The sequence below is a fragment of the Glutamicibacter sp. NPDC090743 genome (assembly GCF_044769125.1).
Lineage (GTDB): Bacteria > Actinomycetota > Actinomycetes > Actinomycetales > Micrococcaceae > Glutamicibacter.
This window is the reverse complement of record NZ_JBIVXE010000001.1, coordinates 65551-87282: the sequence shown is the minus strand read 5'-3', so window position 1 is coordinate 87282 and position 21732 is coordinate 65551. Positions and strand designations below refer to the sequence as shown.

Genomic DNA, 21732 nt, shown 5'->3' with positions numbered 1-21732 from the left:
GGTGCGGCCGGCCGGCGTTCTACGCTTTGCCTGCGTCGCCGGTACGGTTTCCGGCGGCATTAGAGGACAAGCAGAAGGCTACGACCACCAGGATGGAAATGGAACCCAAAGCAGGTAGCAGGCCGATGACTTCAGCCAGCAGTCCCAAAAGCGGCGGGCCACCGAGGAAGGCGCCGTAGCCGATGGTGGACACTACCGAGACGCGGGTCGCGGCATGAACAGGATCATCCGATGCCGCGCTCATGGCCAGCGGGAAGGTCAGGGCCACGCCCATGCCCCAGATGGCCAAGGCCACGAAGGCCAGCGGCAGGTTGTTGCCAAAGGCGAAGAGCAGTACCCCGACCAGGGCGCTGATGGCGCTGGCCCGGATCATGACGACACGGCCCAGGCGCAAGATCAGATCGCCGGACAGCAGCCGAGTCAGGGTCATGGCGGTAACGAAGACGCCGTAGCCGATGGCTCCCACGCCTTCCTTCGTGTGGTATCCATCCACCAGTGCCATGGCCACCCAGTCGCCGGCTGCGCCTTCAGCCAGGGCCATGCCCAGAACCAGAACGCCCAAGAGGACGGTCTGCGGTTCGGTCCATGCCTTCTTCAGCGAGGTCCCGCTGCTGGTGCGCGGGGTCCGGCTGTAGTCTTCTCCGTAGAATCGGGCACTGTAGAGCACGGTGAAGACGATAACCAGGCCCATGAAGCCGTAGTGGTACTGCAACGGGATCTGCAGTCGGGCACCTAGCGCACCAGCGCCGGCACCGATCACGGTGCCGATGGAGAAGAAACCGTGCAGGGCAGGCATGATGCTCTTGCCCAAGGCCCGTTCCATGGCCGCACCTTGGACATTGGAGGCGACATTCCATGATGCGGTCCCCAGGCCCTGGGCGAAGAGGAAGATGCCGCAGATCAGGGCGCTGCCAAAGATTCCTGCGCCCACGCCTACAAGAATGAGTGAACAGCCGGCTATTGTCGCGGCGATGCGCATGACGCGGGTGGCCCCAAGGCGCAGAACCAGTTGTCCTGAGACCGAGACGGACAGGAAGGATCCTGCACTCATGCACAGCAGCAGCAGTCCAACGCTGGCGTGGTCCAGCTGCAGGGCATCACGCACTGCGGGCAAGCGCGAAACCAGGGCCGAGATCAGCAGGCCGCTGGCCAGGTAGGCCGCCATCAGCGCGTTGCGCCACTGGGTTACAGGCCTCTGCGCTTCACCGGGAAGTTGCATGCCTAGAGCTGCACCACGGCTTGGCACTTGAGCAGTACCTTGCTGTCATGGGCCGAGACTGCCAAATCGATGCGGGCGGTGCGGGCTTCGGAGTCCAAGGCGCCGACCTTGCCCTCCACCGAAATGGTGGTACCTTCGTGATTCGCCGGGTTGGTTCCTTCGGGATCTTCGACGACTACCGGCTTGGTGAAGCGGGTCTGGTAGTCGATGATGGCTCCCGGGTTGCCGACCCACTGGGAGACCAGGTCGATGACCGATCCCATGGTGAACATGCCGTGGGCGATCACCGATGGCAGTTCCACTTCCTTGGCGAAGCGCTCATTCCAGTGAATCGGGTTGAAGTCGCCCGAGGCACCTGCATAGCGGACGAGGTCCGCGCGGTTGACCTGCACCGTGTGCGAGCCAATGACCTGGCCCTTTTCGAGGCTTTCGAATTCAATCATGCTTAGTCCTCAGCTCGTACCAGTAGCGATGAAACGGTGGTTGCGATCTTCTCGCCAGCCACGGTGGTTATTTCCGCGCGGGTGGTGATCATGGCACCGGCACCCATTTCACGGACCTGGTCCACGTAGAGCTCGGCAAGCAGTTCATCGCCGGCAACGATCGGACGGTGATGGGTGAAGCGCTGGTCGGCGTGCACCACGCGGGAGAAGTCGATGCCGCTGGCAGGGTCGGCAATCAGCTGCGCGTCAGCGCGCTGGGCGATGATGATCGCGAAGGTCGGAGGGGCAACGACATCGCTATAGCCCAGCTCGCGAGCGGCCTGCACATCGTAGTGCGCCTGGTTGGCGGCCTTGGTGGCCTTGGCGAATTCGCGGATCTTTTCGCGCCCTACCTGGTAGGACTCGCCGGCAGGGTAGATGCGCCCTACCAGGTCGGGGTTGATGCCCATGGATTCTCCTGAACGTTGTTGGAAGTGGCCAGGCGAGGCTGCCGCCGGATACGGGACCCGGGCGCAGCCAAGCGGTCACACGGTGGAATTCTTGCGGAGCCCTAGTCCTGCCCGTCCGCCGGGCGCTTCTTGGCTCGAGGGGCCGCCAGGCCATTGGCAATACGCCACTGGCGCGCATCCCTGGCGCGGACAACCAGTCCGGCGATGTGGCAGAGCATGCCGATGACCATGATGCCGATTGCTGTGTAGACCGTTGGCAGCGATGGAATGTTCGCGCCGATGATGGCCAAGATGATGCCTGCGCCCATGATGCCCATGGCAGCGAAGACGAGCTTCTTATAGCGTGATGAGGCCGATTCCCAAGGAGTGTTGGTCATGGTTCAAGTCTAGTTCAGCTCCGGCTGTGTCCGCTCATTGAGGCCGGGGCATTTCCCGTGACTCCCCCGACAACGCTGGGCCTGATTCAGAACAGGGCGGATTGCTCTTCCCTGAAATCTCCGAAGTTCTCCACGATGGCGACCTCGCGGGTCTTCAACTCGGCGGCATCCAGCAGGCGCACGGTGGTGCCTTCGCCGCTGTCTGCGAGGATGCTTTGCCCCAGCACGCCGCGGATGCGCAGATTCACGGTGTTCCCGCCCAGTGCCGTATTCCAGGCATGCAGCGAATGGGTATCCCAGGCGTCAACGACCGGGCGGGCGAAGGCCGGTTGTTTCCATAGCTCGTCGCGCAGCTGCACGCCGTAGGTCTCCAGACCCCGCTGGGCGCCAAGGAAGGCCCGGGTCCGGCTTGCCGCTTCGGAGTTGATCTGGTCCAGCTGGGCGTAGTCCAGTTCCCAGCTGGCCAGTCCCTTGATCTTGGACTTCTGCCGGACTTGCTGGCTCAGGCCCACGTGTTCAGTGACCAGGTCTTCGAGCACTCGAATAGCGGCGCCATCAGCGGCGCGGGCAACATAGCGGGCAATGACCGCTCCCTGCTGCGCCAAGCGAGTCCATTTGCTCTGGGTCGAGGTGGTACCGACCTTGGTCGCCCCATGGGCGAAGCTTGCGACATACAAGAAGTGCGGCTGCTCCAGGTACTTGCGCATGCCCTCCGGGGCTTCGCCGGTCTTGTGGAAATGATGCATGAACTTTGAATGATCCAGCCGGCGGCAGCGTTCGCACTGGGTTCCGGTACGCAGCGCTTTGTTCTTCGGGCAAGGCAAGGTGTTGCGAGAGCCATCGCTTTTCATCGTGATGTAGCCCAGACAGAATTTCAGTTCGCCGATGCGCAGGCTTAGTGAACGGTTGGCTTCCAGGTATTCGGTGCTCCATTTTTCCGCTTGCCGAAGCCGGAGCATGGGGGCGCATTCATGCTCTGAGAAGCTGATGCCGTGGCAGAGCTGCCGGTGGTCGCTGGCGAATTCCATCGATGCCTTCCTCGAAGTTACCTCTTCAACGATAGTTCACCGGACATGGCTAGCTCCTGCAAGGCAGGTTGGCCGGTGCCTGCAGCCCGAAAGTTTGCTGGACGAATTCCCGATTCGTTCTGGCCTAATTCCTAGGAGAAGCCCTTAAGCTGGAACTGCACCGGAACCGTACCGCGGGCCGGGCCATAATCTGCTGAGGTGATCCAGGATTTCTGTCCCATTTGATGACAAGACTCGTGCAGTGGCCATCACAGCTGCCGAGACCGCCCCTTCGCCGGCCGAGCTGCAGCGATTGACGCAAGCTTTCCGCCATGATTTCCAGCGTTTCATGATGGAATACCAGTTTGCGGTGGACGAGGTGCTGACCAAGGTCTCGATCTTGCGTGAAGAGTTCTTGTATTTGCACAATTACAATCCAATTGAGCACGTCACTTCCCGGGTGAAAACTCCGGAGAGCATCATGCGCAAGGTCTCCCGCCGAAACATCTCCCCGTCCCTGCCTGCCATTCGCGAGAACATCAGCGACATTGCCGGCGTGCGCATTACCTGCAGTTTCGTCAAGGACATCTACAAGGTCCTGAACACGTTAACCTCGCAGAATGACCTGAAGGTCCTCCAAATCAAGGACTACATCAAGAACCCGAAGCCCAACGGCTATAAAAGTGTCCATGCGATCGTGCAGATCCCGGTCTACTTGTCCGATGGCCCGGTCGATGTCGTGGTGGAGCTGCAGATCCGTACCATTGCCCAGGATTTCTGGGCAAGCCTGGAACATAAGATCTTCTACAAGTACGAGGGCGAAGTTCCAGAACATCTCGTGCAAGAGCTTGCCGACGCGGCGGCCATGGCGACGAAACTCGACATGCAGATGCAGCGCTTACATACCGAAGTCCACGGCCATGATGCCAATCAGGCACCGAGCCAAGATGCGGATTTCGATACGACAGCGATCCAGGGGCTGCTGTCGCTGGCTCAGCAAGCCAAGGACGGGAACCAGGAGAAGGACTTGGATCACTAGCCGTTCATGGCCTCGAACGACAATGCTGCTTCGGGGCCGGAAACCAAAAAAGATCCTCGGCCGAAGCCGAGGATCTTTGATTTGGTAGCGGCGCCGGGACTCGATCCCGGGACCTCACGATTATGAGTCGTGCGCTCTAACCAGCTGAGCTACGCCGCCACAAGTGAGAAGCAATCCAGTAGAAGCCAAGAAAGCTTCTCACTCAGAGCCCCCTGCCGGAATCGATCCGGCGACCTCGTTCTTACCAAGAACGCGCTCTACCACTGAGCTAAGGGGGCAACGAGTAAATACTCTACACGGATTTCCCGGCAAAGAAAAATCGGCGGATCACCCCGGAAAAGACCCGGAAAATTCTGTAAAACCATTAGTCAATGGCTATTTATCCCCTCACTCGCCACCCCGGGGACGAAGGGTGGGACAAAAAGTGCCCTGGTGACGATGCTCACGGGAGTGCTCCTCGTGGTCAATCGCGGATTTGCCCGGGTGCGCAGGATAGAATCCCGCGGATTCTTCCCGGTGGCCAAACATCGAATTACTCCGCTTGGAATTTCGGAACGCTGCCACCTTTTCCCGCTCCAGAACCCGTGACCGAGCGGCACTTGGGCAACACCCGATCCACCCTGGCACGCAGGCACGGCTCCAGCGGCCGGCAGTTGGATCCCAGGCCGCGAACCGGGGTGCTGGAAACCGCCAGGAAGGCAACAGCTCCTTGCCGCCCATTCCGGTCTTGAGTAGGAATATTGTGACCTCAGCAACAAATTCCCGACGGATTTTGCAAACCTCAAAAACCTGTGTAAAGTATTTACCTGTTGCCCCCTTAGCTCAGTGGTAGAGCGCGTTCTTGGTAAGAACGAGGTCGCCGGATCGATTCCGGCAGGGGGCTCGAAATAAGAGAGGCAATCTGGTTCCAGATTGCCTCTCTTTTCGTTTATCCCGCAGATGCCGTGTAGCCACTGCGAGCATGGCCCAGGGCACACCCCAAGCTGCAGCACCGGCTACCGGCTGCGTCTTGCGCCCCGGATTCCAGGTGCCCCCGGCAAGAGTCTCCGGCCAATGAAAAGCATCTTGGCCCGCCACAGCCGGCCCTTCCCACTTCCTTGATGTCAGGCCCTGACCACTGGGTTTGCGTTTAACCCTCGCAAGCGTGCTAAGTTGTTCGCGACCACACGGGTGCCCTGGCAAGGGCTGAGATCGGGCTATCGCCGTCCGCGACCGTTGAACCTGTCCGGGTAATGCCGGCGAAGGAAGTGAGTTTCCCCAGTGGAACAAATTGAACAGCACCCTGCCCACACCCTTGCCTACCGTGAATCTGCGGGAATTTCTGTTCCCGTCACGCAGATCCAATTGGCAGACTCCCCCAATGGACAGTCCAACGAGCCGCTGGCTGTATATCGCACCAGCGGACCGGGAAGCGAGCCCACCCAAGGCCTGCAACCCTTCCGCGAGCGGTGGATCCTGGAACGCGGGGACGTGGAAACCTATGCAGGCCGCGAACGCAACCTGCACGACGACGGACGCTCAGCGGTCCGCCGCGGCACGGCCAGCGCGGAATGGGCCGGACGCTCAGCCCCGCCGCTGCAGGCCGTTGGCGGAGCCCGCGTGACGCAAATGCACTATGCGCGTGCCGGGATCATCACCCCGGAAATGCGCTATGTGGCCCTGCGCGAGGAATGCGATGTCGAGCTGGTGCGCAGCGAGCTCGCGGCCGGGCGAGCCATCATCCCGGCGAACATCAACCACCCGGAATCCGAGCCGATGATCATCGGCAAGGCGTTCCTGGTCAAGATCAATGCGAATATCGGCAACTCGGCGGTGACCAGCTCCATCGCAGAAGAAGTCTCCAAGCTCCAGTGGGCGGCCAAATGGGGCGCGGACACGGTTATGGACCTGTCCACCGGAGATGACATCCACACCACCCGCGAGTGGATCATCCGCAACTCCCCGGTCCCCATCGGCACCGTGCCGATCTACCAGGCGTTGGAGAAGGTCAACGGCGAAGCCAACGAACTGACCTGGGAGATCTTCCGCGACACCGTCATTGAGCAGTGCGAGCAGGGCGTGGACTACATGACCATCCACGCCGGGGTGCTGCTGCGCTACATCCCGCTGACTGCCAACCGGGTCACCGGCATGGTCTCGCGTGGCGGGTCCATCATGGCCGGCTGGTGCTTGGCGCACCACCAGGAGAATTTCCTGTACACCCACTTCGATCAGCTGTGCGAGATCTTCGCGCAGTACGACGTGGCCTTCTCGCTGGGCGACGGGCTGCGCCCGGGTTCCATCGCAGATGCGAACGACGCCGCCCAGTTCGCCGAGCTGGACACCCTGGCCGAGCTGACCAAGCGCGCCTGGAAGTACGATGTGCAGGTGATGGTCGAAGGCCCGGGGCATATCCCGTTCCATCTGGTGCGCGAGAATGTGGAACGCCAGCAGCAGCTGTGCGATGGGGCGCCGTTCTATACCCTGGGCCCGCTGGTCACCGACATCGCCCCGGGCTACGACCACATCACCAGCGCCATTGGCGCCACGGAGATCGCACGGTACGGGACCGCGATGCTCTGCTACGTCACTCCCAAGGAGCATCTGGGACTGCCCAACCGGGATGATGTGAAGACCGGGGTGATCACCTACAAGATCGCTGCGCACGCCGCCGATCTGGCCAAGGGCCACCCGGGCGCCACAGCGCGGGATGATGCGCTGAGCAAGGCGCGCTTCGAATTCCGCTGGAATGACCAGTTCGCGTTGTCCCTTGACCCGGTCACCGCACAGGAATTCCATGATGAGACCTTGCCGGCCGAGCCGGCCAAGACCGCCCACTTCTGCTCCATGTGCGGGCCGAAGTTCTGCTCCATGCGCATCTCCCAGGATATCCGCGACGAGTACGGCTCGGCCGAGGCGCAAGCCGCCCTGGCCGGGATGGCGCAGAAAAGCAGGCAGTTCCTGGAAAGCGGCGGCACGGTCTATCTCGGGGACGGGATCCCGGTGGGAACTCCTGCTCCGTAAATAGCCTGCGGCGCACGAAAAACGCCCTTGGGGCAAGCTTTCGGCTTGCCCCAAGGGCGTTATTCAATGCTGTTCAGCTGCGTGCGACTGGCTTAGTAGTCGCGACGTCCACCGCTGCGGCCCGAGTCGCTGAAGCGATCCTTGCCGCCGCGTCCGCCGCCGCCGAAGCCGCCACGTCCGCCGCCGCGTCCGCCACCGAAACCGCCACGGCCGCCACTGCGTCCGCCGCCGAAGCCACCACCACGGCCGCCACGGAAGCCACCGCGGTCGCCTTCGTCGTCACGGCGCGGGCTGCGGCCATTGTCGAGCTCGAGCTCGATGGCTTCGCCGCCGATGCGGGTCTTGGACAGTGCACGCCACTGGTCCTTGCTCAGCTCTGCTGGCAACTCGACCAGGGTGTGGTCCGAACGGATCTCGATGCCGCCGATTTCCGAAGAATCGAAGCCGCCCTCGTTGGCCAGTGCGCCAACGATCGAGCCCGGCTGCACGCGGTTGCGTCGGCCTACGGCCAGACGGTACATGGCGTTGCCTTCGGCAGCGGTCTTGCGGGCACGTGGACCGCGATCGCCACGGTCACCGCGTTCGCTACGGTCGCCGCGCTCTGGGCGATCCATGCGTGCCTTCTTCGAAGGGGACATGACTGGTTCGGTCATCAGCAGCGGGCGGCCGCCCTGGGCCATCAGAGCCAGTGCAGCTGCAATTTCCAGCTGGTCCAGGTCTTCGTGCTCGGAAGCGAACTTCTCCACGATTTCGCGGAAGGTGGTCAGGTCCTGGCCGCTGATGGTCTTGTCGATGCGATCGGTGAACTTCTGGATACGACGGTCGTTGACCGAATCCAGCGAAGGCAGCTGCATCTGGGTCACCGGCTGGCGGGTAGCCTTCTCGATGGCACGCAGCAAGTACTTCTCGCGCGGGGTCATGAACAGGATCGCGTCGCCCGAGCGGCCGGCACGGCCGGTACGGCCAATGCGGTGCACGTAGGACTCGGTGTCATGCGGGATGTCGAAGTTGATAACGTGCGAAATACGCTCAACGTCCAAGCCACGAGCTGCCACGTCGGTAGCAACCAGGATGTCGATCTTGCCCGAGCGCAGGTTCTCAACGGTGCGCTCACGCTGCTGCTGAGGGATGTCGCCGTTGATGGCAGCCGCGGTGAAGCCGCGGGCCTTCAGCTTGTCGGCCAGGTCCTCGGTAGCCATCTTGGTGCGGACGAAGGTGATAACGCCTTCGAACGACTCGGATTCCAGGATGCGGGTCATGGCGTCCAGCTTGTGGGCGCCCATGACCTGCAGGTAGCGCTGGGTGATGTTGGTGCCGGTGGACTGCTTGGACTTCACGGCAACTTCCTGCGGGTTGCGCAGGTATTCCGAAGCGATGCGGCGGATGGTGCGTGGCATGGTTGCCGAGAACAGGGCAACCTGCTTGTCCTCTGGGGTAGCTTCCAAGATCTTGTCGACCTCTTCGGCGAAGCCCATGCGCAGCATTTCGTCGGCCTCATCAAGGACAACGTACTGCAGGTTCGACAGGTCCAAGGAACCCTTGTTGATGTGGTCGATAACGCGACCTGGGGTACCAACGACTACCTGGGCGCCACGGCGCAAGCCGTTGAGCTGCGGGCCGTATGGCGAGCCGCCGTACACTGGCAGAACGGTGAAGTTCGGCAGGTACTTGGCGTAGGAAGTGAAGGCTTCGGCGACCTGGAGGGCCAGCTCGCGGGTTGGAGCCAGAACCAGGATCTGCGGGGTCTTGGCTGGACCATTGGTGTCAGCCAGCTCTGCCATGCGGGACAGGGCAGGAAGCGCGAAAGCAGCGGTCTTGCCGGTACCGGTCTGGGCCAGGCCGACAACGTCGCGGCCTTCGAGAAGCAGTGGAATGGTCGCTGCCTGGATTGGCGATGGCTTTTCGTAGCCAAGGTCGGCAAGCGATGCAAGCACGCGGGCATCCAGGCCAAGTTCGGAGAAGAGCACGGTTGGCTCTTCCGGGGTCTGGTTGTCGTCGGTGTTTACGGGCATGTCAGAAGACACGAAGAATTACCTCATTCGTTAGGGGATAGGCCTTGGCCGTCCCCAAAGAAACGACGTATAGGCTGCACAGTCAGATACAAGTCACGCTCATCAAGCGCTCCCCTATGACATAAAGACCCGCACACACTTTGCGGAAAATACAACACGAGAAGGCTCCGGCCTCAAAAATTGGGCTGGATGCGAGAGGGATACCCTGATGTTCGCGAACACTTAATGCTAGCTTGAACAGGCCACTATTGTCAGTGTCGAGAGCGTGTGAGATCGGGCACCGCACCAAAGCACGTAGGGTTGAGAACGTGAAGAAACCACTTTTTCCGCGACGTCCAGATGAGCCCACCCCAGGCGGATTGTTCATCGCCCAAATGCTATGGCTCCTAGCCGGAGTGCTTTTTCTCGGCTTCGGAGGCTTCCTGGCTTACGAGCATATCCAGGATTCCGCGCTGGATTTCGGAGCCATTGCGCTGATGATCTTTTTCGCCGCTGCCGGCCTTGCCTGCTGTGTGCTGGGTTACCGCTTATTCACCGGGGACCGGGCCGCGCGCGCCCAGCTGTCCTGGTTGGGCCTGATTACCGCGCTGCCGCTGTTGCTGCGATTCGGCCGCTATTCGCTGCTGGCGGCCATCATCATGTTCAGCGTGGCCTTGATGTGGATGCCAGCGAGCAACAGGTATTTCAAGATCGTGGATCCCAAACCGGCCAAGCGCCGCCGGTAGCCGATCCGGAACTTCGTTCAAAGCACCAAGGACCTGGGTTCCGTTGCCCTTTGCGGGCAGCGGAACCCAGGTCCTTCGCGCTTGGTTCTTACAGGTTGGCGAAGGCCTTATCCAGGTCTTCAATCAAATCCGCAGGGTCTTCGATGCCAACGGACAGGCGCAACAGGTTCACCGGAACCGCCAGCTCGGTACCCTTCACCGAAGCGTGGGTCATCTCCGACGGGTAGTTCATCAGCGATTCGATGCCGCCCAGGGATTCTGCCAGGGTGAATAGCTTGGTGCTCTCGGCAATCTTGCGGGCCGCCGCTTCACCGCCGGTGAACTGGACGGACACCATGCCGCCGAAGCCGGACATCTGCTTCTTGGCAATCTCGTGGCCCGGGTGGTCTTCGAAGCCCGGGTAGAGCACGCGCTCGACTTCGCTGCGCTCACGCAGCCACCCGGCAACCTGTGCAGCGTTCTCCGAGTGGGCGCGCATGCGAACGCCCAGGGTCTTCAGGCCGCGGGTGGTCAAGAAGGCGTCCATCGGGCCCGAGACGGCGCCCACAGCGAACTGGATGAAGCCGATCTTTTCTGCCAGCTGCGCATCCTTGACGATCACCGCACCGCCCACCACATCGGAGTGGCCGCCGATGTACTTGGTGGTCGAGTGGACCACGATGTCAGCACCCAGCGTCAGCGGCTGCTGCAGGAATGGGCTGGCGAAGGTGTTGTCCACGACCAGCAATGCGCCGGCAGCATGGGCGATTTCAGCGACCTTGGCGATGTCGGTGATGGTCATCATCGGGTTCGAAGGGGTCTCAACCCACACCAGCTTGGCCTTGTTCTTTTCGATAGCGGCAGCCATCGCTGCTTCGTCAGCCATGTTCACCGGGGTGTTGCCGATGCCCCAGTCGCCCAGCACGCGGTCAATCAGGCGGAAGGTTCCACCGTAGGCGTCGTTGCCCAGCACAATGTGGTCGCCCGGACGCAGGATCGCACGGATCAGCGAGTCCTCGGCGGCCAGGCCGGAGCTGAAGGAGAAGGCGTGGGTGCCGAATTCTGCGCCGGCCAGCTGCGCCTGCAGCGCGTCGCGGGTCGGGTTGGTGCCGCGGCCGTACTCGTAGCCGTTGCGCAGGCCGCCAATGCCGTCCTGCGCGTAGGTCGAGGAGAAATGCAGCGGCGGAACTACCGCGCCGGTGACCGGTTCGAATTCCTGGCCCGCATGGACAAAGCGGGTGTTTGCTCCCTGATGGTTTTCAGTCATCGATATCAATCCTTTGAGGTGTTGTCTCTAGCGGGTGGAGTAGGCCAAGAGATCGGCTGCGGTAGCCGCGGCGATCACTTCGCCGCCCTTGGTCAGCAGTACGGCCGGGTGGCTCTTGAGCAGTTCCTGTGCATGTTCCGGGGTGTCTGCGGTGCCGATGAATGGCTTGGCCAAGTCGCCCAGGTCTGCGAGCGTACTGGTTGGTTCTGCGCCAGCCAGCAGTGCGTCGGTGATGTCCCCCGCGCCAATGACACCGCGGATCTCGCCGATACGCGCTGGCAGCGGCGAGGTCGACACGACCAATGCGTCATCGCCCTGCTCGCGCAGTGCCTTGGCCGCTTCGGCCAGGGTGGTATCCAAAGCCACCGTGGTGGTGCCCTGCTTGGCAAGTGCCGCGCCGATGAAGTCCAAGGCGGAGTATTCATCAGTGGTGAAGCCCTGGTCCAGCATCCACTGGTCGTTGAAGATCTTGGCCAGGTAGCCGCGGCCGCCATCCGGGGCGATCACGACAACTACGTCGTCTTCGCCCAGGTCCTTGGCTGCACGCAGCGCGGCGACCACTGCCATGCCCGAAGAACCGCCCAGCAGCAGGCCTTCTTCCTTGGCCAACCGGCGGGTCATTTCAAAAGCCTCAGCGTCGGTGACTGGTTCCACGGCATCCGGCACGGATGGGTCGTAGTTCCCTGGCCACATATCTTCGCCGACGCCCTCGACGAAGTATGGGCGTCCGGTGCCACCGGAGTAGACCGAGCCATCCGGGTCAGCGGCAATGATCTTGACCGGGCCCGAGGCGCGGCCGGCGGAAACCTGCTTGAGGTAGCGTCCGGTGCCGGTGATGGTGCCGCCGGTTCCTGCGCTGATGACCGCATGGCTCAGCTTGCCGTCGGTGTCGTTCCAGATTTCCGGTCCGGTGGTTTCGAAGTGGCTGTCGGGTGCTGCCGGGTTGGCGAACTGGTCGGGCTTGTAGGCGCCGTCGATCTCGGTAACCAGGCGGTCCGATACGCCGTAGTAGGACTGAGGGGAATCCGGGGCCACCGCGGTTGGGGTGACTACTACCTTGGCACCGTAGGCGCGCAGTACGTCGCGCTTTTCCTCGCCGACCTTATCCGGGGTGACGAAGATGGTGTTGTAGCCCTTGAGCTGGCCCACCATGGCCAAGCCGACACCGGTGTTGCCGCTGGTTGGTTCCACGATGGTTCCGCCGGGCTTGAGCTGGCCGGATTCTTCGGCGCGCTCGACCATCTTCAATGCGATGCGGTCCTTGATGGAACCACCCGGATTCAAGTATTCAAGCTTCACCAATACAGTGGCTTTGATCCCCTCGGTGACTCGATTGAGCTTCACCAAAGGGGTATTGCCGATCAGATCTAGGACTGTGGACGCATACTTCATGTCAAGAACTTTACCGGCGGTTGTCATACATGTCGTTCCGGCACGTAGCGAAACGTCACGCAGTGGACGGGCACTTTTCATCAGTGCTAGGCAAGCCTGCCGCAAGCTACTGCAGGCACGAGGCTATAGGATGCGATTCATGGAGAAGCCGTTGAGCGCCGATTACGATCCGCACCGCCCCGTGTCCTTGCTCAAGACTTTGGGAATCCTGCGCCGGGGACTGGGCGATCCGACCATCCGCCTGTCCCAGAGCGAAGCATGGCTGGCCTTTGGAACACCGTTCGGAGATGCCACGCTGCAAATCAGCAAGCCCGCGCCCACCGCCCCGGCAACGTTTCGAGCATGGGGTCCCGGAGCCCACTGGGCCATCGGCTCAGCGCCGAACCTTCTAGGGGCGCTCGATGACTGGAGCGATTTCGACGCGAGGATCAAAGAAGGGCAGTTCCCCGAAATTATCGCGCGCACCCGCTCGTTGCATCCGGACTTCGTTCTTCCCAGCACCGGCAGGATCTTTGAGCACGCCGCCGGGGCGATCTTGGAACAGCGGGTGACCGGGATTGAAGCGAATTATGCCTGGCGCTGGCTGATCCGCCACCTGGGACAGCGGGCTCCGGGTCCGGCTCCCGAGGGCCTGATGATTTTCCCCGGACCGCAAAAGCTAGCCTCGATGAGGCGCTGGGACTGGCAAAAGGCGCGCGTTGAAGGACAGCGGGCTAACACCATGGCACGCCTGCTGCAGGTTGCCGGCAGTTTGCAGTGGTGGGCAGAGAAGCCAATGGACCATGCACGGCCCACCGCCAAGGCTCCGGGCACCTTGGAAGCCGCCTTGGGTTCGGTGCCGGGCATTGGCCCCTGGACAATTGCCGAAACCCTGCAGCGCTCCCACGGATCCAGTGACCATATTTCGGTGGGAGATTTCCATCTGGCTGATTTCGTGGGCCAGGTGCTTACCGGTTCCCGAATCGGCGATGGGCAGATGCTGGAGCTATTGGCGCCATACGCCCCGCACCGTCAACGCGTAGTGCGCTTGCTGGTGCTTTCGGGGCAGAAAAAACAAAGCTTCGGGCCCCGTTACGCACCGCTGGATCACCGGCGGAGGTAAAGGAGCCCGAAGCCTCTAATGGTTCTTAGGAATCAGCCTGCGCGGCTTCCTCGGCGATCTGCTTGTGCACTTCGCTCATGTCAATGCCCTTGACCGCGGTGACGAGATCTTCGAGCTGGGTCTGGTTCAACGCACCAGCCTGCGAGAACACGAGGACCTGTTCGCGGAACGCCATGATGGTAGGAATCGAGGTCACGTTAGCTGCACGTGCCAGACCCTGCTCAGCTTCGGTATCCACCTTGGCAAAAACGACGTCGCTGAACTTGTCCGAGGTCTGGTCGTAAACCGGTGCAAACTGCTTGCACGGCCCGCACCAGTCGGCCCAGAAGTCCACGAGGACGATGTCGTTGTCTTCAATCAACTTCGCGAAGTCGTCTTCGCTCACATTTTTCGTTGCCATGGTTATACGGTAGCCGATCCTTATTTGAAATACGTAGAAAGGTGATCTTGTTCGGAACCGGGAATAGGAAAGATCCGGGTTGCCATGCATTCCTTCCGCATGCAAAAAACTCCCGGATCCTGGGATCCGGGAGTTATTTTGTGGCAGATACTGGATTCGAACCAGTGAAGGCGTTGCCAGCTGATTTACAGTCAGCCCCCTTTGGCCACTCGGGTAATCTGCCGAGTACGTTCGCTTCAAGAACATTTGCTCTTGTCGGAACGAGAAATAACTCTACAGGAGTTTTTCGATGTTGTGAAATCGAGAGGGGCATTTTTGCTGTAAGCCTGATCACACCCCAAATCCAGGGGGCAAAACCGGTAGGCTATGAAGCGAATCAGACCCGTTTCAACTAGGAGTATTCACATGGCTAGTGATTCCACATTCGACGTCGTAAGCAAGGTTGATAGCCAGGAAGTCGCCAACGCGATGAACCAGGCCCAGAAGGAAATTGCCCAGCGCTACGACTTCAAGGGCGTTGGCGCTGAAGTTGATTTCAGCGGTGAGAAGATCCTGATGAAGGCCAACTCGGAAGAGCGCGTCAACGCAGTACTGGATGTTTTCCAGTCCAAGCTGGTCAAGCGCGGCATTTCCCTGAAGTCATTGGATGCCGGCGAGCCATTTGCATCCGGCAAGGAATACCGCATCGAAGCAAGCATCAAGGAGGGCATCGCCCAGGATGTCGCTAAGAAGATCAACAAGCTGATTCGCGATGAGGCGCCTAAGGGCATCAAGTCAACCATTCAGGGTGACGAGCTTCGCGTCTCTTCCAAGTCCCGCGATGACCTGCAGGCCACGATGGCTCTGCTGCGCGACTTCGAAGAAGCGGATCTGCAGTTCGTGAACTTCCGCTAGGACTGACCCAGCGTTAGAAATCGCGTGATACACAGCGAGGGCTGTTTCCCATTCATCATGGGAAGCAGCCCTCGCTGCCATTCTGCGCACCACTGGATCATGGACCCGGGAAGGATCAGCGCTGATCCTCGTCGCGCTTCTGCTTCTTCAGCCTCTTTGCTTCTTCGCGGGCCTTCTTCGCGTAGTACTGTTCGCGAGTCCTTTCCCTGGCCCGCCGCTTGACCTCGGCCACATCATCAGCGAAGTGGTCCTTGGTCATGGCTTTGAATTCATTGAACTTCGCGGCCATCTCTTCCGGCGAAGGTCCCGGCACCCATGGTTTGATCCAGAGGATCTCAGCGGCGTTGCATGCGGCAACGAGCACTGTCACAAAACTGCTGTCACGCAATGAGCTGGTAACTGCATAGGCCGCAGCAAAGCTGACCATGATGGACACCACGAATGGAAGGACGACGTACAGCACTCCCCCCCCGGGGTTGGGACGGCGTTCTTTCAGGACAATCGGTCGAACGATGATGGCGCCGAGGATTTCCGAGAGGAGATACGAGATCGCCAGCGCGATAGCGAATGTGCCGAAAGCAGTGTGGAGGGCAATCCATGATGAGCAAATCCAGGCCGCAAGCAGGCAAGCCAATCCTTTGACCGTTCCGGTGGCCAGTTGACCGGCTATGGCATCCCCAAGCCTGGGCAGAAGTGCCGCGTTGTCGTCTCGCATCCTTGTTCCTTGCTCCATCATCAGACGGCAGAGGGTCTTCTTTTCGGTGCCGCTACGATCAGCCCATCCTCGGTTGACTAGGGAAGACGAAGATTATCGCCTCATCCTTTAGTAGGAGGGGAAGTAACTATTAGTTCAACGGTAAAGGCCCAAAACAAGCTAAAGGCCGCATCTCCATATGAGATGCGGCCTTTAGCCCAGGAGCTGCTTTGCACTTAGTATCCGCGTCCGCCAGCCATCGCTTCAAGCCGTGCGATGCGATCCTCCATTGGCGGGTGGGTGGAGAATATGCGATTGAGGCGCGAGCCGAATGGATTGGCGATCATCAGGTGCGAGCTGTTGACCAGCTTCTGGTCGTTGGAAGCCAGCGGAGCCTGCGTAATCCCCGATTCCAGTTTCCGAAGCGCGCTCGCCAACGCCAGCGGGTCATTGGTCAGCTTGGCTCCGTCCTCGTCTGCATCATATTCGCGGGTGCGGCTCACGGCCATCTGGATGATCGACGCTGCCAGTGGCGCCAGCAGGGAAAGGGCAATCAAGGCGATCGGATTCACCCCGCGGTTGTCATTGCTGTTGCCGCCGCCGAAGAACATCAGGAACTGGGCAACGGAGGTGATAACGCCCGCAACCGCGGCGGCGACCGAAGAAGTGAGGATGTCCCGGTTGTAGACATGCATCAGCTCGTGGCCCAGCACCCCGCGCAATTCGCGTTCGTTCAGCAACTGCAGGATGCCTTCGGTGCAGCACACCGCCGAATTCTGCGGGTTGCGGCCGGTGGCAAAGGCGTTCGGCGAAGTGGTTGGCGAAGCGTACAGTCGCGGCATCGGCTGCTGCGCGTTCATCGACAGCTCACGCACGATTCGGTACATTCCCGGCTGTTCCGCTTCGCTGACCGGGTAGGCATGCATCGAGCGCAGAGCCAGCTTGTCGCTATTCCAATAGCTGTAGGCAGTAGTTCCGAGGCCGATCAAGGCAAATATCCAAATGAACATTGAACGGCCGGTGCCCGCGGATATCAGCGAGCCAATGGCCAGCAGCAGGGCAAACATTCCGCCCATCAAAAAGGCGGTTTTGAGTCCGTTGTTATGTCCATGCACGGCGATGCACTCCCTCAATGAAGCAAACCAAGTTGGTGTTCTCTAGTCTAGTCAACGACTGGAATTCCATTTATGTTCCGGTGAAAATATCACAGAGCCGTGTGGAATGGCAGGCACCGCCGGCCCAGGGGAATATCCAGACGGCGGGAACGTTGTAGTTTTAAGATGCGGTTCCACAACTTATTTCCCGGTGGGCCGCTCCCTTGATCCATTTTGTTTCTGAAAGTGTGCGCCCTGCATGTCCGTAAGTACCGCTAAACCGATCCGTTCAGAACATAGCTACGGACTGATCCAAGGCACCGCCGCGTACCTGATTTGGGGCATGCTACCGGCTTACTTCCTATTGCTGCCTGACATCTCGGCCTTCGAATTCGTTGGCGTTCGCGTGATCTTCTCGCTGGTTTTCTGCCTGTTGCTGCTGGCGTTCACGCGCCAGGTCAAGCAGTTCCTTGCGATGTTCAAGGATTCCAAGACCATCTGGCAGTTGGGACTGGCTAGTGTTCTGATTGCAGCCAACTGGACTCTCTACGCACTGGCGGTCTTGACCGGACATGTGCTGGAAGCCTCGCTGGGCTACTTCATCAACCCAATTGTGGCAATCCTTCTGGGTGTCGTCGTCCTGAAAGAAAAATTGCGTCGGCTGCAATGGATCGCTGTTGCCATAGCCACCGTTGCTGTACTTGTCTTGACGATCGGCTTGGGACAGGTCCCTTGGATTTCCCTCGGCTTGGCTTTCTCCTTTGGCTTCTATGGCCTGGTGAAGAACAAAGTGGGCCAAAGCGGAACTGCGCTGGGGTCCTTGACCATTGAAACCGTCTTGCTGACCCCGTTGGCCATCGGCTATCTGGTTTGGCTGGCCGTTGACGGGAAGTCTGCGCTGTTCTCGGCTGATGTTCCTGGCCTCTCGCTTTTGGCAGCGAGCGGCATCATCACCGCAGTACCGCTCCTGCTCTTCGGGGGTGCAGCTCGCCGCCTGCCTTTGAGCACCCTGGGCTCATTGCAATTCCTCGCCCCGCTCTTGCAGTTCATCCTGGGCCTGCTGGTCTTTGGCGAGCACATGCCATTCGAACGCTGGGTTGGTTTCGCCTTGGTATGGGTTGCGGTGCTCTTCGTGCTCGTGGACATGATGCGAATTCCACGCATTGGCTCCATGCCCGAACCGAAAAAGTTGGTCTGAACGCCCGGTTGCACTCACCGCCGATACAGCGAATGCCTCGAATCTCCCGTGGGAGGTTCGAGGCATTCGCTGTTTAGGACCAGTTTTGAGCTACTTAGGCGACAGCCTTGCGGATCGCATCTTCCAATACGTTGAATGCATCCTCGAGCAGCTCGTCGCCGATCACCAGCGGAGGCAAGAGGCGAACCACGTTGCCGTAGGTGCCGCAGGTGAGGATCAAGACGCCCTGGGCCAGGCATTCGGCTGCGATGGCCTTGGTCAGCTCGGCGTCCGGCTGCTTGCCACCAGCCTTGACGAATTCCATTGCAACCATGCCGCCACGGCCACGGATGTCGCCCAGTTCCTTGATGTCCTTCTGCAGCGCACCGAAGCGGGTGAAGAACTTCTCTTCGATCTCGCGGGCGCGGCCCGCCAAGTCCTGCTCTTCCATGAACTTGATGGATTCCAGAGCCGCGGCCACAGCAACCGGGTTGCCGCCGTAGGTGCCGCCCAGGCCGCCACCGTGCACCGAATCCAGCAGTTCGGCACGGCCGATAATGCCAGACAGCGGCATGCCGCCGGCGATGCCCTTGGCCAGGGTGATGATGTCAGGCTCAATGCCTTCGATGTCCGAGGCGAACCAAGCACCGGAGCGTGCGAAGCCTGCCTGGACTTCGTCAGCAACGAAGACAATGCCGTTTTCCTTGGCCCATTCGGCGATGCGCGGCAGGAAGCCGGTGGCCGGAACGATGAAGCCGCCCTCGCCCTGGATCGGCTCGATGATGATCGCAGCGATCTGGTCGCCGCCGATCTGCTTTTCCATGGCCAGGATCGCGCGCTCGGCTGCTTCCTTGCCGGAGATGTTCGGGTTCTCTTCGCGGTATGGGTAGCTCATTGGCATGCGGTAGATCTCCGGTGCCAGTGGGCCGAAGCCGCGCTTGTATGGGGCGGCCTTGGCGGTCAAGCCCATGGTGAGGTTGGTGCGGCCGTGGTAGGCGTGGTCGAAGGCGACTACTGCCTGGCGGCCGGTGGCAATGCGGGCTACCTTGATGGCGTTCTCTACCGCTTCGGCACCGGAGTTGAAGAAGACTGCACGCTTCTCGAAGTTGCCCGGAGTGATGGCAGCCAGCTTCTCGGCCAGCTCGATGTAGTTCTCGTACGGAGCGACCATGAAGCAGGTGTGGGTGAAGCGCCCGGCCTGTTCGGCGACGGCTTTGGCTACTGCCTGATTCGAGGCGCCAATGGTCGTTACGGCGATGCCGGAGCCCAGGTCAATCAGCTGGTTGCCATCGACATCGACAATGATGCCGCCATCAACCTCTGCCGCGTACACCGGCAGGCTGGAAGCTACGCCGGCAGCAACTGCTTTGGCTCGGCGTGCGGTCAGTTCCTGCGACTTCGGGCCGGGGAACGGACCGTTGATCTTGCGCTTCTGGTCAATGCGGTAGGTAACGTCCATGTGATTGTCCTTCCAGAACTTATTCGTGAGCTCACTGGCCCTGTTGTCTCTATAACTAGAGAGTATTCTCCCGGCTGCCCGGCCACTACGCGGATCGGCACAACACGTTTCGTGTCGCATAGTGCATTTGCACAGGAAAAGGCCTCTTCATTCCAAGCCGGGGCTTGAAACGAAGAGGCCTTCGATCCAGATGCTGCTTGCAGGTTCTAGTTGCCTGCCGAGCCAGCTGGCTCGATCACATCGTCGTCGTGCTTTTCAGGGTGGCGGTTCAGGCTAATCAACGAGATCGCCAGGCCGCCCCAGATGGTGAGCATGGAAATAATCATGAAGACAATCGCGATAGCGCTCATGGCTAGTATTCCTTTCCGGACGCTTCAGGAACTTCTTCTGCCTCGACATTCGCACGATGCTGGTCGAATTCGGGATCATCGATCTTCGAGTTCTTGCTCCATGGAACCAGCGACAGCAGGACTGCGCCAACAATCAGCGCTCCAGCCATGCCCCAACCGAAGACACCGTTGAACCAAACCGGGTAACCGCTGTAGGACTCAGCCATCTTGCTCTGGATTTCATTGATCAGCATGTAGCCCAAAGCTGCTGGGCCGATGCCGCCAACCAGGACCTTCCAACCGGTACCCAGCTTGATGGAACTGTGGCGGTTCAGGTGCTTGGCCAGCTTAGGCAGCATACCCAGGCCTGCACCGAAGACGATCACCATGACCAAAGCACAGGCCAGGATGCCGAATTGGTTCACGAAAGCGTCCATGGTGTCCAGCAGATACAGGCCCGTGGTGGTCGGGAACAGCACCAGCGAGACCAGGGCCACAGGAATTCCCACGACCAGGGTCGCCGGAACACGCTTCCAGCCCAGCTTGTCCTGGAAAGCTGCCACGATAACTTCAAGGATGGAAATCAGCGATGTCAGGCCAGCGAAGACCAGCGAACCGAAGAACAGCACACCGATTAGCGCGCCCAGGGGCGCCTCGGAAACGATGGTCGGGAAGGCAATGAAGGCCAGGCCGATGCCGGAGGTGGCAACTTCGTCCACAGAGCTGCCGGCGTTGTAGGCCATGAAGCCAAGTGCCGCGAACACGCCGATACCTGCAAGCAGTTCGAAGCTGGAGTTGGCAAAGGCAACAACGTAGCCCGAACCGGTCAGATCGCTCTTGCGCTTCATGTACGACGAGTACGTCACCATGATGCCGAAAGCCACGGACAGCGAGAAGAAGATGTGCCCGAAGGCCGCAGCCCACACCGCAGGGTTTGACAGTGCCGCGAAGTCAGGGGTGAAGAATGCGTTCAGGCCATCGATAGCTCCCGGCAGGAAGACCGACTGGACTACCAGAATCAGGAACATGACGATAAGCAGCGGCATGAAGACGGCGTTTGCCCGGGAAATACCCTTGTTCACACCGGCGACCATGATCACGATGGTCACCAGCCAAACGAAGAACATCGGGATGAAGATGTTGCCGACGAAGTCGAAGCCGACGTTGACGTTTTCCGAGACCTTGAGGAAGTCGTTCATGAAGAACCCGGCGGCGCCGGCGGCGTTCTTGTCCCAAGCCTTGGTGATGGAGAACCAGCAGTACATGGCCGCCCACGCAATGATGGCCGCGTAGTAGATGGCGATGATGAAGCAGATCAGTACCTGCCACCAGCCCAGGACCTCGGCCTTGCGGTTGGCCCGGCGGTACGCCAGCGGAGCAGAGCCGCGGTAGCGGTGGCCGATGGAGTAGTCGAGGAACAGCAACGGAATACCGGCGCAGAGAATTGCGACCAGGTATGGGATCAAGAATGCGCCGCCACCGTTTTCGTAGGCGACGTAAGGGAAACGCCAGATGTTTCCCAGACCAACGGCCGAACCAATCGCTGAAAGGATGAACAACTTTCGGGAGCTGAAAGTCTCACGCTTCTCGGTTGCGAGTGGAGCGCCCTGTGATGAAGATGGAGTGCTCATGTGTCTAAGCTACTGCAAAACTTTCACATTGTGGTCATTT

Annotated in this window: 20 protein-coding genes, 4 tRNA genes and 1 riboswitch; of the genes, 7 read left to right on the top strand and 17 right to left on the bottom strand. The window is 60.4% G+C overall.

What is annotated here, in order from left to right; all coding sequences use genetic code 11:
• Positions 1–19: 19 nt before the first annotated feature.
• The 5 genes from ACIQTS_RS00435 to ACIQTS_RS00415 form a co-directional block, all read right to left on the bottom strand.
• Positions 20–1246 carry an MFS transporter gene (locus ACIQTS_RS00435; RefSeq protein ID WP_402470477.1) on the bottom strand — a complete coding sequence of 409 codons (1227 nt, stop codon included), beginning with the start codon at positions 1244–1246 and terminating at the stop codon, positions 20–22.
• Positions 1222–1662, bottom strand: coding sequence for a MaoC family dehydratase (locus ACIQTS_RS00430; protein ID WP_133833607.1), 441 nt, complete (start codon positions 1660–1662; stop codon positions 1222–1224). The genes ACIQTS_RS00435 and ACIQTS_RS00430 overlap by 25 nt, the downstream gene beginning before the upstream one ends.
• Before the next feature lie 2 nt (positions 1663–1664).
• Positions 1665–2111 carry a MaoC family dehydratase N-terminal domain-containing protein gene (locus tag ACIQTS_RS00425; protein WP_105656888.1) on the bottom strand — a complete coding sequence of 149 codons (447 nt, stop codon included), beginning with the start codon at positions 2109–2111 and terminating at the stop codon, positions 1665–1667.
• A gap of 101 nt (positions 2112–2212) precedes the next feature.
• Positions 2213–2488 (bottom strand): hypothetical protein, encoded by a 276-nt coding sequence (locus ACIQTS_RS00420; RefSeq protein WP_332487064.1) that lies wholly within the window; start codon positions 2486–2488, stop codon positions 2213–2215.
• 86 nt (positions 2489–2574) lie between these two features.
• Positions 2575–3516, bottom strand: a complete 942-nt coding sequence (locus ACIQTS_RS00415; RefSeq protein WP_402470475.1) for a DUF2797 domain-containing protein — start codon at positions 3514–3516, stop codon at positions 2575–2577.
• Between the two features lie 241 nt (positions 3517–3757).
• Between ACIQTS_RS00415 and ACIQTS_RS00410 the strand changes: the two genes are divergently transcribed.
• Positions 3758–4534: a GTP pyrophosphokinase family protein gene (locus ACIQTS_RS00410; protein ID WP_402470473.1), complete on the top strand. Its 777-nt coding sequence runs from the start codon at positions 3758–3760 to the stop codon at positions 4532–4534.
• An 82-nt stretch (positions 4535–4616) separates the two neighbouring features.
• On the opposite strand, the gene ACIQTS_RS00405 is transcribed toward ACIQTS_RS00410, so the two are convergent.
• Together ACIQTS_RS00405 and ACIQTS_RS00400 are read right to left on the bottom strand one after the other, a co-directional pair.
• Positions 4617–4693: transfer RNA gene (locus ACIQTS_RS00405), tRNA-Met, on the bottom strand.
• Positions 4694–4740: 47 nt separating this feature from the next.
• A tRNA-Thr gene (locus ACIQTS_RS00400) sits at positions 4741–4812 on the bottom strand.
• Positions 4813–5345: 533 nt separating this feature from the next.
• On the opposite strand from ACIQTS_RS00400, the gene ACIQTS_RS00395 reads away from it, so the two are divergent.
• Positions 5346–5417: transfer RNA gene (locus ACIQTS_RS00395), tRNA-Thr, on the top strand.
• A 273-nt stretch (positions 5418–5690) separates the two neighbouring features.
• Positions 5691–5798, top strand: a riboswitch (TPP riboswitch).
• Complete coding sequence (thiC, locus tag ACIQTS_RS00390) at positions 5795–7537, top strand: phosphomethylpyrimidine synthase ThiC (protein WP_402470471.1); 1743 nt, start codon at positions 5795–5797, stop codon at positions 7535–7537. Its footprint overlaps the riboswitch before it by 4 nt.
• Before the next feature lie 92 nt (positions 7538–7629).
• On the opposite strand, the gene ACIQTS_RS00385 is transcribed toward thiC, so the two are convergent.
• Positions 7630–9549: a DEAD/DEAH box helicase gene (locus tag ACIQTS_RS00385; RefSeq protein WP_402470468.1), complete on the bottom strand. Its 1920-nt coding sequence runs from the start codon at positions 9547–9549 to the stop codon at positions 7630–7632.
• Positions 9550–9857: 308 nt separating this feature from the next.
• Between ACIQTS_RS00385 and ACIQTS_RS00380 the strand changes: the two genes are divergently transcribed.
• Positions 9858–10274 (top strand): hypothetical protein, encoded by a 417-nt coding sequence (locus tag ACIQTS_RS00380; RefSeq protein WP_133833604.1) that lies wholly within the window; start codon positions 9858–9860, stop codon positions 10272–10274.
• Positions 10275–10362: 88 nt separating this feature from the next.
• Here the strand turns inward: ACIQTS_RS00380 and ACIQTS_RS00375 are convergent, their stop codons facing one another.
• On the bottom strand, positions 10363–11520 hold the full coding sequence (locus ACIQTS_RS00375) for a cystathionine gamma-synthase (RefSeq protein ID WP_402470466.1): 1158 nt from the start codon (positions 11518–11520) through the stop codon (positions 10363–10365).
• A gap of 27 nt (positions 11521–11547) precedes the next feature.
• On the bottom strand, positions 11548–12912 hold the full coding sequence (locus tag ACIQTS_RS00370; protein WP_402470464.1) for a pyridoxal-phosphate dependent enzyme: 1365 nt from the start codon (positions 12910–12912) through the stop codon (positions 11548–11550).
• Positions 12913–13051: 139 nt separating this feature from the next.
• On the opposite strand from ACIQTS_RS00370, the gene ACIQTS_RS00365 reads away from it, so the two are divergent.
• Complete coding sequence (locus ACIQTS_RS00365; RefSeq protein ID WP_402470462.1) at positions 13052–14014, top strand: DNA-3-methyladenine glycosylase family protein; 963 nt, start codon at positions 13052–13054, stop codon at positions 14012–14014.
• A 25-nt stretch (positions 14015–14039) separates the two neighbouring features.
• Here the strand turns inward: ACIQTS_RS00365 and trxA are convergent, their stop codons facing one another.
• Together trxA and ACIQTS_RS00355 are read right to left on the bottom strand one after the other, a co-directional pair.
• Entirely contained in the window at positions 14040–14414 is a 375-nt protein-coding gene (trxA, locus tag ACIQTS_RS00360) for a thioredoxin (protein WP_105656896.1), read from the bottom strand.
• 141 nt (positions 14415–14555) lie between these two features.
• A tRNA-Tyr gene (locus ACIQTS_RS00355) sits at positions 14556–14637 on the bottom strand.
• A gap of 182 nt (positions 14638–14819) precedes the next feature.
• Here ACIQTS_RS00355 and ACIQTS_RS00350 point away from each other — a divergent pair.
• Positions 14820–15308 carry a YajQ family cyclic di-GMP-binding protein gene (locus ACIQTS_RS00350; RefSeq protein WP_105656897.1) on the top strand — a complete coding sequence of 163 codons (489 nt, stop codon included), beginning with the start codon at positions 14820–14822 and terminating at the stop codon, positions 15306–15308.
• Positions 15309–15423: 115 nt separating this feature from the next.
• On the opposite strand, the gene ACIQTS_RS00345 is transcribed toward ACIQTS_RS00350, so the two are convergent.
• Complete coding sequence (locus ACIQTS_RS00345; protein WP_402470459.1) at positions 15424–16044, bottom strand: hypothetical protein; 621 nt, start codon at positions 16042–16044, stop codon at positions 15424–15426.
• A gap of 194 nt (positions 16045–16238) precedes the next feature.
• Positions 16239–17117 carry a zinc metalloprotease HtpX gene (htpX, locus tag ACIQTS_RS00340; protein ID WP_402470457.1) on the bottom strand — a complete coding sequence of 293 codons (879 nt, stop codon included), beginning with the start codon at positions 17115–17117 and terminating at the stop codon, positions 16239–16241.
• Positions 17118–17355: 238 nt separating this feature from the next.
• On the opposite strand from htpX, the gene rarD reads away from it, so the two are divergent.
• Positions 17356–18294, top strand: a complete 939-nt coding sequence (gene rarD / locus ACIQTS_RS00335) for an EamA family transporter RarD (RefSeq protein ID WP_402470455.1) — start codon at positions 17356–17358, stop codon at positions 18292–18294.
• A gap of 94 nt (positions 18295–18388) precedes the next feature.
• Here the strand turns inward: rarD and gabT are convergent, their stop codons facing one another.
• From gabT to ACIQTS_RS00320, 3 genes are all read right to left on the bottom strand, one after another.
• Positions 18389–19732 carry a 4-aminobutyrate--2-oxoglutarate transaminase gene (gene gabT / locus ACIQTS_RS00330; RefSeq protein ID WP_402470453.1) on the bottom strand — a complete coding sequence of 448 codons (1344 nt, stop codon included), beginning with the start codon at positions 19730–19732 and terminating at the stop codon, positions 18389–18391.
• A 206-nt stretch (positions 19733–19938) separates the two neighbouring features.
• A complete protein-coding gene (locus ACIQTS_RS00325) occupies positions 19939–20082 on the bottom strand; it encodes a methionine/alanine import family NSS transporter small subunit (protein WP_105656902.1) in 144 nt (47 codons plus the stop codon).
• A gap of 2 nt (positions 20083–20084) precedes the next feature.
• Complete coding sequence (locus ACIQTS_RS00320; protein WP_402470450.1) at positions 20085–21692, bottom strand: sodium-dependent transporter; 1608 nt, start codon at positions 21690–21692, stop codon at positions 20085–20087.
• Between the last annotated feature and the right edge of the window lie 40 nt (positions 21693–21732).

Bases quoted from the DNA above. Each gene is read 5' to 3' on its own strand.
- ACIQTS_RS00430 (WP_133833607.1), bottom strand. From the start codon at position 1,662: ATGATTGAATTCGAAAGCCTCGAAAAGGGCCAGGTCATTGGCTCGCAC.
- ACIQTS_RS00425 (WP_105656888.1), bottom strand. From the start codon at position 2,111: ATGGGCATCAACCCCGACCTGGTAGGGCGCATCTACCCTGCCGGCGAG.
- ACIQTS_RS00420 (WP_332487064.1), bottom strand. From the start codon at position 2,488: ATGACCAACACTCCTTGGGAATCGGCCTCATCACGCTATAAGAAGCTC.
- ACIQTS_RS00415 (WP_402470475.1), bottom strand. From the start codon at position 3,516: ATGGAATTCGCCAGCGACCACCGGCAGCTCTGCCACGGCATCAGCTTC.
- ACIQTS_RS00385 (WP_402470468.1), bottom strand. From the start codon at position 9,549: ATGCCCGTAAACACCGACGACAACCAGACCCCGGAAGAGCCAACCGTG.
- ACIQTS_RS00375 (WP_402470466.1), bottom strand. From the start codon at position 11,520: ATGACTGAAAACCATCAGGGAGCAAACACCCGCTTTGTCCATGCGGGC.
- ACIQTS_RS00370 (WP_402470464.1), bottom strand. From the start codon at position 12,912: ATGAAGTATGCGTCCACAGTCCTAGATCTGATCGGCAATACCCCTTTG.
- ACIQTS_RS00365 (WP_402470462.1), top strand. From the start codon at position 13,052: ATGGAGAAGCCGTTGAGCGCCGATTACGATCCGCACCGCCCCGTGTCC.
- trxA (WP_105656896.1), bottom strand. From the start codon at position 14,414: ATGGCAACGAAAAATGTGAGCGAAGACGACTTCGCGAAGTTGATTGAA.
- ACIQTS_RS00350 (WP_105656897.1), top strand. From the start codon at position 14,820: ATGGCTAGTGATTCCACATTCGACGTCGTAAGCAAGGTTGATAGCCAG.
- ACIQTS_RS00345 (WP_402470459.1), bottom strand. From the start codon at position 16,044: ATGATGGAGCAAGGAACAAGGATGCGAGACGACAACGCGGCACTTCTG.
- rarD (WP_402470455.1), top strand. From the start codon at position 17,356: ATGTCCGTAAGTACCGCTAAACCGATCCGTTCAGAACATAGCTACGGA.
- gabT (WP_402470453.1), bottom strand. From the start codon at position 19,732: ATGGACGTTACCTACCGCATTGACCAGAAGCGCAAGATCAACGGTCCG.
- ACIQTS_RS00325 (WP_105656902.1), bottom strand. From the start codon at position 20,082: ATGAGCGCTATCGCGATTGTCTTCATGATTATTTCCATGCTCACCATC.
- ACIQTS_RS00320 (WP_402470450.1), bottom strand. From the start codon at position 21,692: ATGAGCACTCCATCTTCATCACAGGGCGCTCCACTCGCAACCGAGAAG.